Source organism: Planctomycetota bacterium (assembly GCA_035384565.1).
Taxonomy (GTDB): Bacteria; Planctomycetota; PUPC01; order DSUN01; family DSUN01; genus DAOOIT01.
The window spans coordinates 27520-42401 of the sequence record DAOOIT010000006.1 but is presented as its reverse complement, the minus strand read 5'-3'; the positions used below and the strand labels follow the sequence as shown (position 1 = coordinate 42401).

The following is a 14882-nucleotide window of genomic DNA, read 5'->3' as shown; positions in this document are numbered from 1 at the left end:
AGAGGAAGGAACGAACATGAGTGCACCCCGCGGCCATTCGCGCCCCCCTGCCCTTCACGGCCGCCGCGTCCGCAACGGCTTCAGCATGGCCGAGATGCTCATCGTCATGGCCATCATGACCGTCCTCGCCGCCACCCTCATCGTGCTCGTGCCCGGTATTCGCACCAGCGCGATGCGCAAGGCCGCCGGCGCCGACATTCAGCGAATCTCCATGGTCCTCGTCGAATTCAAGGAAGACATGGGCTTCTTCCCCCTCAAGCCCTACGCCCCAGCCAACCCCGACAACCCGGCGCAGAGCGACTACATGGACTACGTCCTCTTCAAGTCCCTCACCGACAAGGACTACAGCCCCAGCGGCTCGGGCACTGCCAGGGGCTGGGGACGGGCCCGCGACGACTGGGAATTCCTCCGCGGCGACTCCAAGACCCGCCAGCAGATCGTGGACCCCTGGGGCGTGCCCTACTACTACATCCCGTCCACCTGCTACCTCCTTGGCGTCCGCATCAACGACTCCACCGACTACACGCCCCTCAAGGACGGCACCAAGCCCCTGCCCAACTACTTCGGCACCACGAACTTCTGGGACGACACCAAAGGCCCCACCGGCACCGCCCGCCTGTATCCCAAGGACGACTACTACAAACCCGGCGCCGGCCTGAGCGTCTTCTACAACCCCACCACCTTCCAGATGCACTCCAAAGGCCCCGACCAGAAGACCGACTACTACAGCGATAACGACTATGCGACCGACCCGACCAGCGTCAACCGCACGATCATTGACGCCTGCGACCGCGGCCTGGACCCCGACGACATCAATAACTTCGGAGGCAGCAATGTCAGCCAATAGCCGCTCCTCCCATCCTCCGGTCCGCCAGGGGATTCGGCCTGGCGGCTTCACCCTCGTCGAGCTCCTCGCGAGCATCGGGATCATCGTGTTCATCCTCTCGATCTCGATCCTGGCCGTGGGCCCGGCGCTTCGTTCGGCCAGCACCAAGGATGCCGCGCGCCGCTTCCGCGCCGCGCTCGACTCGGCCCGCGTCCAGGCCATCCAGCAGCGGCGCGCCGTGCGCTTCGAGGCCACCCGCATCAAGGCCAACCCCGAGCAATGGGCGGTCGCCTCCAACGTAGGCTCGCCCCAGTTCGAGTGGTACCAGCTCCCCGAGTTCGTCGCGGTCCGCACCAATGCCGGCAACGCGGAATGGACGACGGAGATCACCGGCCTGAGCATCACCTTCGCCAACGACGCCACCATCCGGGCGGTCACCTACTCAGAAGGCACCACCACAACATCCCTCAACTCGAATCAACTGACGAGCCAGTTCCTCATTCGCTTCCACACGTTGCGCGAAGCCAGCGCCGACGAGATCAACCTGGGCGCCTGCTTCATCGAGGTCACCCCCATCACAGGCGTCCTCCGCTCCTTTGGCTCGGACGAGGCCGATCCCGACGACCTGCCGAAGACCAAGTAGCCCCTTCGGCTGGAGAGAAAGCATGTTCCGCAGTCCGCTCCACCCCCGAGGCCGCCACGGCGTCACGCTCATCGAGGTCGTCATCTCCATCTTCGTCCTCAGCGTGGGCATCGTGGGCATCCTGTCGCTCTTCCCCACAGGGTACCGCCTCACCCGCAAGTCGGTCGAGCGCAGCATCGCCGCCCTGGCCGCACGGCACGCGGTGGCGCGGGTCTACGGCTGCCTCAACAACATCAAGGCGCCCGACCTGGCCCTCGAGCCCCTCTCGAAAGTGCCCGAGACTCTCCGCACCGGCACCATCAAAGCCGTCAACACCAACAGCCTCCAGTGCGCCGTCATGGGCGGCCAGAGCCCGAAGTGGAGCACCAACTGCAACGCCAGCCTCGCCGGCTACTTCATCGTCATGACCACCGGCTCCGCCGAGGGGCACCTCTACCCCATCACCAGCAGCACCGACGACGTCGTGAACGTCGGCAGCGGGGTCCGATTCAACGTCACCCCCACCGAGAAAGAATACGAGCAGGTGCGTGTGGGCGACTGCTTCGCCATCATCGGCATCAAGAACGCCTCCGCCACCCAGTGCTACCCCGCCAGGTTCCTCGGCGGCAGCGTCAACGCCGTATCCGACCCCGTCAAGGGCGCCGACCCCGAGAAAGATGAGACGCGGACCATGCCCGTGGCCACCTACGGCGACTCGACCCAGCCCAAGGACCAGTGGCGCTACTCGTATGGCTGCATCCTGAGCGCTCCCGCCGCCGAGCGCCCCGAAATGTGCCGCCTCGACGTCTTCGTCTACAGCGGCTTCCCGTACCGCGCGCCTGCTGGCGACTACCCCGACCCCTCGGTCGTCAATTCCCAGGTGATCGGCCGCTACGTCACCTACATTCCGGTGGGGAAGAAGCCGTAAATGGAGCACCCGACCATGAACGCGCGATGCCATCGCTCCCGGACCGCCCGAGGCTTCACGCTGGTGGAACTGCTCGTCTCCGTGGGCCTCACCGCCCTCCTGATGTGGGGCATCCTCCAGCTCTACACCTCGGCCACCCGCTTCTCGGCCACCATGTTCACCGAGGCCGAGCTCGTCTCCGGCGGCCGCGCCGTGCTCGACCGCTTGTGCCACGAGCTGGGCAGCGCCGCCACCCTCGATGTCGGCTACTTCAAAATCCTCAACGACGCCTCCACCTCGCTCGACCGAATCCAGTTCGTCGCCCCCGTGGGCGCAGACGGCGAGATGGTGCACGTGGCCTATTTCGTGGACAGCGATGGCATGCTCTACCGCCTCGCCCTGCCGCCCGACAACGCGGGCGCTCCGGCCCTCAGCGGCCCCCCCATTGACCCCGACACCTACAAGTCCAGCACCTATTGCAGCTCCCTGGGCGTGCGCGTGCAGCAGATGGACGTCAAGTACATCAGCTACTCATCGCCCACCGGCACGCCCAGTGATGCGAGCCTCAGCCTCACAAGTGCCTCTGCCGACCCGCATCTGCCCCGCGCGGTGCTCGTCGAACTGAAACTCGCCGACAACCGCGGCACGATCTCCATGGTGATCTCCTGCGGAGCACAACTGGGCGGCAGCGGCACGTGACCGGCGCCCGAACCACGGCGGGAACGAACCAGGCAAACGGAGCTCCAATCATGCGACCTCGAGCACAGAAGACCGAACGCGGCACCGCCCTCATCATCACCGTGGGCCTCCTGGCCGTGCTGGCCGTCATCGGCTTCGGCTTCGCCGTGCTGGCGCGCCTGCACCACGACATCTCCGGCTCGTACCGCGCCTCGGCCCAGAGCGACCTCATCGCCCAGGCGGCCATGCAGTACGCCGTTGGCGAAATCCGCTACGGCTGGGCCCATGCGCCGGCCGGCGCTGCGGCCGACTACCGCACCTACCAGACCGGCGCCGTGGCCGACCCCTCCGACAGCCCAGCCGACCCCTGGTTCGTAGACCCCACCATCTCCTCCACCGGCTACGTGGACACCGGAGGCAAGAAGCACTACTGCAACCTCCGCTGCAACTCATACGCCCTCGTGCACGACGACCTCGGCGCGCGCCTCGGCGTGTCGAACATCAAGGTCTTCGACTGCGCCGGCAAGCTCAACATCAACGACCGCGACGGAGCCGTCCCCGCCAGCCTCCCGGACCCCTCCACTCACGCCGCCACGGCGCGCCTCTACGCCACGCTGCACACCCTTCTCGTCAAGCTCGGCTACACCAGCGCCCAGGCTACCGGCATTGCCACCAAGCTCCTTCAGGAGCGCAGCAAGCTGCCCAACCAGCGCTTCGGCACCCTCGACGAAGTGAAGACCAAGGTCCTGGACCAACTGCCGGTCACCTCCACCCCGCCCTACCATCCCGCCCGCGAGTATGAGATCCTCAAGCACTACCTCACCATCTACTCCTGGCCCCATCAGCCCCCCTCCGACCTCGCCCCCTACACCATAGACCCCCAGGGCACCACGCTCGAGCGCAAGAGCAGCGCCGCGGGCGCCATCACCTACTGCCGTAGCCCCATCAACCTCAACACGGCGGGCAAGGAGCTCATCTACGCCCTCCTCCGGGGCGTGGTCGCCAGCGACGGCACGCTCATCAACGACACCGACGCCGAGGAGGTGGCCCTCTGGCTCGTGCGCAAGCGCGGCCCCGAGCGCCTCGACCACTGGCCCAACGCCACCATGACCGCCGCCTGGAAGAACTGGGTCGAAACCACCAATCCCACCTACGACCGAATGCTCGAGCGCAAGATCGCCGGCTGGAGCGCCTATCCCGTCGGCCCGTTCAACTCGTGGAACGAGGCCATCGACTTCTTCTACGGCCTCGCGCCCCGCACCACCGCCTTCCCCCACCAGGGAGCCAGCGCGGACTCCGACCCCTTCCCCGACACCGTGCTCAACGACAAGAAGGTCGAGGCGATCCTCGCGGCCTTCTCCCCCAACGTCTACGCCACCGGCCTCGCAGGCTACACGCGGGCGCACATCAGCTACTCGCGTATCAGCCGCGACAGCGGCGACGACACCGGCACGAAAACCACCTTCCGTGAGCAGATCTCGCGCGACGCGGACGCCACGACGCCCGACGTCGCGCCCCAGGTCACCGGCAAGAACCAGTTGTCCTCCTCCTGCTATAACCACCCCGTCTGCTTCTCGTCGCTCGGCCGCCAGGAGGTCTACAGCCGCACCTACACCTTCCTCAAGTGCGACCAGGGCCTGGCCAGCGGCGTCACCGCCAACACCCTCACCGCGGCCAACTTCGACGGCTCCGCGAAAACCTGGCTCTCCAGCCCCAGCCAGTGGCGCGGCTACACCGTGGTCATCTACGAGGGCAAGGGCAAGGGCCAGATGCGCGGCATCGTCTACATCAAGAACGACCTCGGCGGCAACAACGGCCGCACCCTCGTGGTGGACAAGTGGCGCGACATCGGAGTCCCCGGCCTGAGCGACGACTTCGATACCAGCACCGACCCCAACAACGACCCCAAGTGCCTCCGCACCCGCTACTACATCGTCGGGCCCGGCGCCTTCTCCGACCGCGTGCCCGCCGCCGGCAAAGAGTCGTCCATCTCCACCCCCCTGCCGCACATCCTCACCGACACCGAGACCGACACGGCGGGAAACTGGATCGCCAACTGGGAGGACGGCCAGTGGAACGGCCACCGCATCGTCCTCTACAAGGCCACCCTCAGCGGCACCGTGGAGACGATTGACGACAACTCCATCCAGGAGCGCACGATCATCGGCACCGATCGGGCGACCAAGTCGCTCATCCTCGCCCCCGACCTCGACCTCAGCCTCTTCACCGCGAGCCCGGGAAACTACATCGCCTACATGATCCTCGGCTGCGACGGCGTGGTCGAGCACAGCGGCGCCTTCAAAGCCTACGACGTCGTCCACGACACCACGCAGGAGGACTTCGAGACCCTCGGGTCCGGCCGGGCCGCCGCGGCCAGCTCCAGCACCTTCACCTACGCCGCCACGGGCCCCAACCACGCGCGCGACGCCAACGGCTCCCTGGTGGCCGGCATCCAACCCTCGCGGGTGGATGGCTGGATCGCGGCCCGCCGCAAAGAACCCACGGCCCCGGCCAACGCCCTGCGCCTCAACTTCACCAAGCCCACCCTCGCTCCCGAAGAGGGAGGCGCCTACGTGGCCTCCAACCCCACACAGAGCGAGATCATCAAGGACGTCTTCACGCAGAACGGCATGCTCCTCTCCGACGGCCTGCGCCTGACCGGCGGCTCAGGCCGCTACGTCGAATACAGCGTCAGCACGCCCCTCATCAGCAACAACCGCACCGACGGCGGCTACGTGAGCCTCTGGATCCGCCCCGAGGAGGGCTTCTTCTCCGGCACCCGCAACATCATCAAGATCCAGGGCGAGGACGGGCAGGAGGAACTCGCACTCCAGGTCGTCACTACCGCCACCAACCCCCTCGCCGCCAAGCTCCAGCTCAAGCTCACCTTCACCAAGGCCAGAGACTACGAGGGCACCATTACCGACGGAAACCACCTCCCCATGCTCCCCACCGCGCCCCCGGTCCAGTACCAGACCGACACCGGTTACTATGAGGATGCCTCCTACAGCAACATCAGCACCTGGCGCATCGGCGAGTGGCACCACATCGCTTTCGCCTGGTACGAATGCTCGAACGACGACCCGGGAGTCGGCCCGCCAGGAGGCAACACCGACGGGAACCTCGGAACCGACTGGCGCGACGACGACACCAGCGGCGTGGGCGGCAAGCCCGACTACAAGCTCGACCCCGAGGTCGCGTCCATCGTGCGCCTGTGGGTAGACACCAAGAGCTCGGCGGTCGCGGCGGAGAACAGCCTCAAGGCATTCAACTTCTATCCCCCGGCCAACAGCGCCGTTCTGCGCCCGTGCGGCGACGCCAATGCCACGGTAGACAGCGTGATCGTCCGCACCCACGCCGACAAGCAGCTCAACTTCACCATCAGCCCCGAGGGGCGCTATGACGGGTTCAACGTCGGCGCTCCCGACAACACGCAGTACGCCGAATACCAGTCGCGCTCCATCTCCATCCCGAACACCGGCGGCGACGCCATCACTCTGGGCACCATCTCGTGGACAGGTTTCCTCCCCTGGATGAAAGAGGAGGACCGCTGGGGCGGCCCGATCAGCCGGACCAACAAGTTCCCCATCCGCGGCCAGGCCGCTCTGGGCGGCACATGGAGCCTCGAAGTCCCCCAGAACGCGCCCGCCGCCACCGCCGAGCAGCCCGGCGTCTTCGGCGGCGGCAGGCTTCGCAAAGCTTCGGACGAGAGGATCATCGCCAACACGGCCACCAGCCTCCAATACCGCATCTACCTTCTCCCCCGACAGGGCACCGTGGACGGTGATAACAAGCCGGGCCTCCTCGAGGGCCGGCAGACGCCCGTGGTCGAGGACGTGACCATCACGTACCTCGGCCCCGTCGTCTTCTACTTCTGGCAGTAGCCTCGGCCACATCACACAGCCCTCACGCGGGGCCCGGCGCCAGGCGCCGGGCCCCGTCTCACTCCGGCCTCCTACGCAGCCCGAAGGCCCACCCAGCCCGACGGGGGCCGCCTGCCACGGGCGCCCGACCGCCGAGGTGGACGGGTCGCACACCTCGCCGCGGGCTCACGAGGCGGGCCGTCTCCTCTCTGGCCTCATGCTGTATCACCGCCGCCCCCCGCCGCAAGGTGATACAGCAAGGCGCTTTGGCGATTTGAGCCCTTCTGTGGCCGCTATTGCCATGCTGTATCACTCTCTCCCCCACGCAGGTGATACAGCATGGGCGCATGTTGCCCAAGTCCCACATGCGCGGCACCCACCGGGCGCGGGCAGGAACTGTAGCAGGCCGTCGCGCCCACGCCGCCCGGCCCCTGCCACTCCGGCCGCAAACCAGTTCACCTTCTTCCGTGTAGCGACAAGCTTCTCGCTCGTCGAACACCACCGCAAGCGGGACGCTTGCGACTACGCTAGAGGCCCTGGCCGACGCACGGTGGCTCTGCCCACTGCAAACGGGTTCGTGGCCGGACTGGTAGCAGCTTGACCTGCGCCCGCCGGGGACGAATGGGTTGGATTTTTCCGCCTGTTTGCGTAGAATAGGGCGTCGAGGATGCCTGCGGCCCCTTCTCCCAAGGAGCGATTCGATGGGTCGAATTGCCGTTCTCGGGTTGCTGATTGCGCTGCCGTACGGCTCGGCGTTCGCAGCGGCCATCGAGCCGCCCGCGCCTCCGACCGCTGCTGCCACGGAACAGGGCGAGCGCCTTCAGGTGTGGGCAGACCGCATCGTCTACCAATCCGACACAGGCAACTTCGTCTTCACGGGCAAGGTTCTCGTGCTCAAGGGCGCCCTGCGGGTGGACTGCACCCAGATGGACGGCAAGGTGGACCCGAAGACTCGCCAGTTCATCAGCATTGTCGCCACGGGGGACGTTCGCCTCTCGACCGTGGACACCATCAAGGTCGGCCCCTCGACCGAGCGCCCGGCCACCACGAGCGATGCGCCCGACGCCTGGCGCGCGCTCTGCTCCCACGCCGACTACGATCTCAAGGTGGGCAAGATCGTGATGACGGCCGCCGAGGGCAAGCCGCGCCCTCAGCTCTGGCGCGCCTCAGGCAACGGAGAGGCCGACACCATCATCTTCCTCCCCGACAAGGGCGAGTACGAACTGATCGGCAATCCCGTCATCCGCGGCGAAATCCCCACAGGCCCCCCCAAGCCTGCCAGGCGGGTGGAGTCACCCAAGTCGAAGCAGGAACCCAAGGGCAAGGAAGAGTCCGGCACGAAGCCCGCCCCTCCCGAAGCCAAGCAGCCCTGAGCACGGCCGCACGGCCATCCTCACACGCGCAGCACCTTCAGCGAGTTCGTAGCGCCCGGCAGCGGGGTGGCCCCGCCCACCAGCACGATCACGTCCCCCCGCCTCACAGCGCCCAGGTGGCGCAACTGCCGGTCGGCCGTGGCCACCAGCGCGTCGGTGCTGTGCGCCATGGCGGCGGCGTGAGCCTCCACCCCCCACACAAGGGCCAGGCGTCGGCACTGCGCCGGCACAGGGCAGAAGGCGTGGATGCGGCACGAGGGGCGCCGCTGCGCCACCAGGCGCGCCGTCGCGCCAGACAGCGTGAACACCACGATAGCGGCGGCGCGGATGTCTTCCGCCGCACGCACGGCGGCATCCGCCATCGCGGCCGGCACCGAGAGCGGCCGCTCATCCTCCGGCGCCGAGCGCACAGGGCGGAACACGGTCTCGGCCTCCTCGGCAATGCGCGACATCATGCGCACCGCCTCCACCGGGTAGGCGCCCACGGCCGTCTCCCCAGAGAGCATCACCGCATCCGTCCCATCGAAGATGGCATTCGCCACATCGGATGCCTCGGCCCGCGTCGGGCGCGGGTTCCGGATCATCGAGTCCAGCATCTGCGTCGCCACGATCACGGGCTTGCCCCACTGGTTGGCCTCGCGGATGATGCGCTTCTGGAGCACAGGCACGCGCTCGGGCGGCATCTCCACCCCGAGGTCGCCCCGCGCCACCATCACGCCGTCGGATGCGTCGAGAATGGCGGATAGATCGTCAACCGCCTCCGGCTGCTCGATCTTGGCCACGATCGGCGTGTCGCAGCCCGCGCGGCGGATCGCGCGGCGCGCCGCCTGCACGTCCGCCGCACGGCGCACAAACGACAGGGCGATCGCGTCTACTCCGAGCTGGAGGCCGAAGGCGAGGTCGCGCCGGTCCTTGGCGGTCATCGCCGGCGCACTCACGAGCACGCCCAGCAGGTTGATCCCCTTGTGCTGCCCCAGCGGACCGCCGACGGCAACCTCGCAGTGCACCGCCTCCCGGGTCTTGCCCACGACCCTCAGCTCCAGGAGGCCGTCGTCCAGCAGGATGCGGTCGCCGCGGCGAACATCCCGGGGCAACGCCCTGTACGTCGTGGACACGCAGTCCGCGTCTCCCATCAGGCTTCTGGTGGTGATGGTCAGGCGCCGCCCGGCCTCCAGCATTACGGCCTTGCCGCCCTTGAGCCGCCCCGTGCGAATCTTCGGCCCCTGAAGGTCCTGAAGGATGCACACATTGGCGCCGATCCGCCTCGCCGCTCGGCGGATATGCGCCACGCGCGCGGCATGCTCGTCGTGTGAGCCATGCGAGAAGTTGAGCCGGAACACATCCACTCCGCCCTCGAGGAGCGCACCGATGAGCTCGGGCGTCTCACTCGCAGGACCCAGTGTGGCGACGATCTTGGTGCGCATGGCTTCCGATTCCTCCGAAGGCCCGGCAGGCGATTCTCCTCACGCAGCCACGCCGCGCCGACGCCGCGATTATAGCGGGCCGACCCCGCCACGGCAACGCCACTTGTGATGCGCCGCATAACCCGATAGAATCACGCTTCGTCCACGACAGCCCAACATCCCAACCCAACGGTGAAGACAGGATGCTCAGGACTGGACATGCACTTGCCGTGTTCGCCGCTGTGGCGGCGCAGCACTGCATTGGAGGAGAGGCCATGGCGAGTCCGTCCCTGTACGAAGAGCGGCGCGCCGCCGACTGGAGCGCGCAGATCGAGGTGTTCGCCGGCCGGCGCGCCGAGCAGCCCGTGAGCAGGCGGCTCTACGGCAAGTTCTGCGAGCACCTGGGCAGCAACATCTACAATGGAATCTGGGCGCAGATTCTGCGCAACCCGGGCTTCGAGCCGTGGCACCTGTTCGGAAACGACGACCAGATCGCCCACCGGGCCGCTGGGCTCGAGCGCGAGTTCCAGGTCAAGGGCCTCGCCGCAAGCCGCGAGCGCGGCATTGCCTTCCCCTGGATTCCGTGGGGTCAGGGAGAGATTGCGTACGAGCTGGACAGGACCCAGCCCTTCAACTCCGCGACGTCTCAGCGGCTCACCGTCACCAGCGTGCCTCCTGGAGGGGCAGCGGGCGTGGCGCAGCCGATCTGCCTGCCACTCCACCGCGTGCGGAACTTCGAGCTGAGCCTGGCGATCCGGGGTCAGGGAGCCGCCGATCTGCGCTTGGAGGTCTCGCTGCGCCGCAGCGCTCCGGACGGGCAGGCAGTCGCCCGCGGCCAATTCCGCCGTGTGGGGGACCGCTGGTCCAAGGAGAAACTCCTGCTTTCGCTTCCCAAGGGCAATTACGCGCAGGGGGAGGTGTTCTTCCTCACCCTCGCTCTGCCTGGCCCGGGGACGCTGTGGCTCGATGACGCGGAGCTCTTCCCTGCCGACCACGTGGCCGGCTTCGACCCCGATGCGGTGCGCCTCTGGCGCGAGGCCCGCCTGCCGCTGCTGCGCTACCCTGGCGGCAATTTCGCCTCCGGCTACCACTGGCAGGATGGAGTCGGCCATCGCGAGAAGCGTCCCACGGTCTTCAACCGCGCCTGGAACCAGCCGGAACCGAACCACGTGGGCACCGACGAGTTCATGGCCTACTGCGCCGCCGTCGGCTGCGAGCCGTTCCTCTGCGTCAACGCAGGCGACGGCACACCCGAGGAGGCCGCCGCCTGGGTGGAGTACTGCAATGGAGGCCCCGAGACGCGCTACGGCCGCCTTCGCGCTCAGAACGGCCACCCCAAGCCCTACAATGTCAGGCTCTGGCAGATTGGCAACGAACTCTGGGGCGATTGGCAGATCGGCCACTGCACCCGCGAAGAGTACGCCGAACGTTACGAGCGGTTCTACCGTGCCATGAAGGCAGCCGACCCCGCAATCCACCTGATCGCCTGCGGCCAGGACATCCAGTGGAATGAGCCGCTGGTCACCCGCAAAGGGAAGCTGGTCGAGTCGGTCTCCATCCACAGCCTGATGGGCAGCGGCCTGCGCGGCACCCGCGATGCCCTGGGCGCCTTCGAGTCGCTCCTCGCCTACCCGACAGCCTACGCTGGCGTGCTGGAGGGATTGCGGAGCCAGATGGCGCCCCACGTGGAGAAGCCGCGGCTCGCGATCACCGAGCTCCAGGTCTTCACGAACCAGCCGCAGTTGCCCAACAACGGCGAGATCGTGGAAGCCCTTTTCCTGGCCGGCATCCTTCACACGGCCATCCGCTCCGGCGGCCTCGTCGAGCTCATCACCCACACAGCCAACATGAACCACGGCGGCGGCCTGCGCAAGACCCGCGAAATCGTCTACCCGAACCCGGTCTACTTCACATCGCGGTTGTACGCCACCCAGCCGGGCATCTGGCCCGTCGCACTGCGCGTCACGGCTCCCGCCACCGATGTGCCCGCCCGCGGCGGCCTGCCGGAGGTCAAGGGCGCGCCCTATCTCGATGCCGTCGCTCTCCTGGATGAAACCGGGGACAAGCTGGTACTGCTCGCGGTGAATCGCCACCACGACAGGCCGATCCCCGCCACCATCCTGTTCGACGCCTTCCGCCCGCGTCGGGAGTGCCGCGTTCAGACCCTTCGAGGGTCTCACTACCGCGACCTGAACACCTGGCAGGAGCCCGACCGCGTCCGCCTCTTCGACACCACCGAACGCGCCGCGGGCCGCCAGCTCAGTCTCACATTCGCCCCTTGCTCCGTCACCGCCCTCACCTGTCAAAGGGCCAACTGATCAGATAGCGGAGACTCCGATGTCGAAGAAGCATCATCACCCCGCCGCGGGCTCAGGCTGGCCACGAGGCGAGCGACTGTCACCGAGAGAGGCTAACATCGTAGCGATCAGGCGCCAGGCAGACCGGCTCAAGAGTGACCGTGTCAGCGAGGACGACTTCGACCGCCACATGAGCCGCTTACGTGCCATGCTCCGCGACTGGGCCGAGTTCCGGCTCTTGCGCCCCGACTTGGGCGAGCTTCACCAGGCGATCCTACCCTTGACACAGAAGGACCTCCAGGCGCTTCTGGCACCCCAGATGGCGGCCCGTCGCTCGCAGAGGGTGCGCGCCTACGTCCTCGCCCAGGTGCTGGACGATGAACTCCTCGACCTGTTCAATAGCGCGCTGGACTCGGCGGCAACCCGCGCCGGCTCTCCCGATGACGTGGGGGCACTCGCCCTCATCCACTACTCCATCGCAGAACTCGCCGACGGGTCAGTGCCCCTTGACAGTAACCCCCTGCTCGCCGCGCTCCTGGACGTCTCCCTCGACGAACTCCACGAGCTAGCCCAGGCGCTGCGCGAGATCGAGGGAGAAGCACGCGAGACTGGCGACGCGACCCCGTTCGATGACACCGAGCGCCGACGGGCCCGCGCGGAAGCTGTAGCCAACTACCCGGCGCTCCGGCTCGCCGCCGACCGCAGGTCCTTCTGGCTCGCCCACCGTCTGCTGAGCTACGTGACACACGGCATCTTCCGCGCCAGCCTGAGCGCTGAAGAACTGGCGCCGCTGATGGCCGACGTCAAATCGTTAGCGCGCGAGGCAATGGCTGACACTGCGACCGCCTCCTCTGCCGCCACGGAGGCCAGCGTGCGCGAGCGAACCCCCGACGTGCTGGAGCGGATAGATGCCTTCGCAGGCGATCCAGCCAGGGATCACGCCTTCCGCAGGGTCGTCGAGGGGTTGGCGGCCGAGGCCCGCGAAGCGGTCGAGCAGGGGCAACCGCTGGCCTCGCGTCTCGAGGCAGTGGCCGCGTTCGCCAAGGCCGCCCTGGAGCCGAGTTCGCCTGTGCGGGCCATCATCTGCCAGGGGAGCATCGCCCGACTTCAGCGCGCAGCCGCCGACAGGCAGGCGGATGCAGAGCCTCCGACAGTCTGAAGACGCCCTCTTCGCTGCCCGAGGCCATCGCCGACCTCACTGGTCCTGGCTGGGGTCACGTAGCACCGCGCCCTGCGCGCCCGACGTCACCAGGTGCGCATAGCGGGTGAGCCAGCCGGTCGTGATCTTGGGCTTCGGAGCCTTCCATGCCTTCTTGCGGCGGGCCAGTTCAGCCTTGGGCACGTGAAGCTCGATTCGGCGGCCCGGAATGTCCACGGTGATCTTGTCGCCTGTCTTCACCAGCGCGATGGGCCCGCCCGCCGCCGCCTCGGGCGAGACGTGTCCCACGCACGGCCCGCGGGTGCCGCCGGAGAAGCGCCCGTCTGTGATCAGCGCCACGCCGGTCAGCAGCCCCATGCCGGCGAGCGCCGAAGTGGGATGCAGCATCTCGCGCATGCCGGGCCCCCCCTTGGGGCCCTCGTAGCGGATGACGACCATCATGCCCTTCTGAATCTTCCCAGCGAGGATCGCCTTCATGGCGGCCTCCTCGTCGTCGAAGACCTGTGCGGTGCCCGTCATGCACATGGCCTCGGGCGCCACGGCGGTCTGCTTGACGACGCAGCCTTCTGGCGCCAGATTGCCCCAGAGCACGACGAGGCTGCCCTCGGCTCGGTAGGCCTGCTTCACCGGGCGGATGACGCTCTCATCGTAGACCTCGGCCTTGCGGGCGATCTGGCGCGTGGTCAGGCCGCTCACGGTCGCGCAGTCGTGCATGCGGGAACCAAGCTGCTTGAGCACCGCGGGGATGCCGCCCGCGTAATGCAGGTCTTCCATGAAGTGGTCGCCGGCCGGGCGAATCTTGGTGATGGTGGGGGTGGCGCGGCTGATGTCGTCAATCGCCTGGAACGGCACGTTCACCCCGGCCTCGTGGGCGATGGCCGGAATGTGGAGGCAGGCGTTCGTGGAGCCGCCCAGCGCCACATCCACCTTCAGGGCGTTCTCGATGGCCTGCTTCGTGATGATCTGGCGGGCGGTGATTCCCTTGCGCACCAGCGCGACAATCCGCTCGCCGCTGGCGTACGCGATCCGGTCCTTTTCCGACGACACGGCGAGCGCCGTGCCGCAGTAGGGCAACGACATGCCCAGGGCCTCGGTGCAGCACGCCATGGTGTTCGCCGTGTAGAGGCCGGCGCACGCGCCCGCGCCAGGGCAGGCCTCGAGCTCCAGTGCGGCCAGCTCCGCGTCGTCAATCTCGCCCTTCTTTCGGCGCCCCATCGCCTCGAACACATCGTGCACGAGGTCCAGGTGGCGCATCCGCCGGATGCCCGAGAGCATCGGCCCGCCAGTGACAACGATGGACGGAACATCCAGCCGAGCGGCGGCCATCAACATCCCAGGCGTGATCTTGTCGCAGTTGGTGAGCAGCACCATGCCGTCGAGGGAATGGGCAAGCATGATGCTCTCGATCATGTCGGCGATCAACTCGCGCGAGGGCAGCGAGTAGTGCATGCCGCTGTGGCCCATCGAAATGCCGTCGCAGATGCCCGCCACCTGAAACTTCATGGCAATGCCGCCGGCGGCATGGATGCCTTTCTCGATGGCGCGCTCGAGTCGCGGAAGGTGCATATGACCTGGGATCAGGTCGGTGGCGCTCGAAGCGAGGCCGATCAGAGGCTTGCCGAAGTCCTCGCGCCGGAGCCCGCAACTGTGGAGCAGCGCCCGGTGCGGCGCCGCCTCCAGGCCCTGGACCAATATGTCGCTTCGCATGAGTCTCTCCTGGTATACACAACGGCCATAGGAAGCTTGGCTTGTGA

The 14882-nt window shown here is 67.4% G+C and carries 10 protein-coding genes; 8 read left to right on the top strand and 2 right to left on the bottom strand.

Annotated elements, in window-relative coordinates:
* Positions 1 to 16 precede the first annotated feature (16 nt).
* The 6 genes from PLE19_03675 to PLE19_03650 all read left to right on the top strand — a co-directional run bounded on the left by PLE19_03675 (position 17) and on the right by PLE19_03650 (position 8269).
* On the top strand, positions 17 to 847 hold the full coding sequence (locus PLE19_03675) for a prepilin-type N-terminal cleavage/methylation domain-containing protein (protein HPD14019.1): 831 nt from the start codon (positions 17 to 19) through the stop codon (positions 845 to 847).
* Complete coding sequence (locus PLE19_03670; GenBank protein HPD14018.1) at positions 834 to 1469, top strand: GspH/FimT family pseudopilin; 636 nt, start codon at positions 834 to 836, stop codon at positions 1467 to 1469. Before PLE19_03675 ends, PLE19_03670 begins: the two co-directional genes overlap by 14 nt.
* Before the next feature lie 22 nt (positions 1470 to 1491).
* On the top strand, positions 1492 to 2376 hold the full coding sequence (locus PLE19_03665; protein ID HPD14017.1) for a prepilin-type N-terminal cleavage/methylation domain-containing protein: 885 nt from the start codon (positions 1492 to 1494) through the stop codon (positions 2374 to 2376).
* 15 nt (positions 2377 to 2391) lie between these two features.
* A complete protein-coding gene (locus tag PLE19_03660; GenBank protein HPD14016.1) occupies positions 2392 to 3054 on the top strand; it encodes a prepilin-type N-terminal cleavage/methylation domain-containing protein in 663 nt (220 codons plus the stop codon).
* A 50-nt stretch (positions 3055 to 3104) separates the two neighbouring features.
* Complete coding sequence (locus PLE19_03655) at positions 3105 to 6917, top strand: hypothetical protein (GenBank protein ID HPD14015.1); 3813 nt, start codon at positions 3105 to 3107, stop codon at positions 6915 to 6917.
* A gap of 680 nt (positions 6918 to 7597) precedes the next feature.
* Positions 7598 to 8269: an LptA/OstA family protein gene (locus PLE19_03650; protein HPD14014.1), complete on the top strand. Its 672-nt coding sequence runs from the start codon at positions 7598 to 7600 to the stop codon at positions 8267 to 8269.
* 20 nt (positions 8270 to 8289) lie between these two features.
* Here PLE19_03650 and pyk read toward each other — a convergent pair whose 3' ends face one another.
* On the bottom strand, positions 8290 to 9693 hold the full coding sequence (gene pyk / locus PLE19_03645) for a pyruvate kinase (protein HPD14013.1): 1404 nt from the start codon (positions 9691 to 9693) through the stop codon (positions 8290 to 8292).
* A gap of 254 nt (positions 9694 to 9947) precedes the next feature.
* On the opposite strand from pyk, the gene PLE19_03640 reads away from it, so the two are divergent.
* Complete coding sequence (locus PLE19_03640) at positions 9948 to 11990, top strand: hypothetical protein (GenBank protein ID HPD14012.1); 2043 nt, start codon at positions 9948 to 9950, stop codon at positions 11988 to 11990.
* A gap of 169 nt (positions 11991 to 12159) precedes the next feature.
* On the top strand, positions 12160 to 13128 hold the full coding sequence (locus PLE19_03635; GenBank protein ID HPD14011.1) for a hypothetical protein: 969 nt from the start codon (positions 12160 to 12162) through the stop codon (positions 13126 to 13128).
* Positions 13129 to 13164: 36 nt separating this feature from the next.
* Here PLE19_03635 and ilvD read toward each other — a convergent pair whose 3' ends face one another.
* A complete protein-coding gene (gene ilvD, locus PLE19_03630) occupies positions 13165 to 14835 on the bottom strand; it encodes a dihydroxy-acid dehydratase (protein ID HPD14010.1) in 1671 nt (556 codons plus the stop codon).
* Positions 14836 to 14882: the final 47 nt, after the last annotated feature.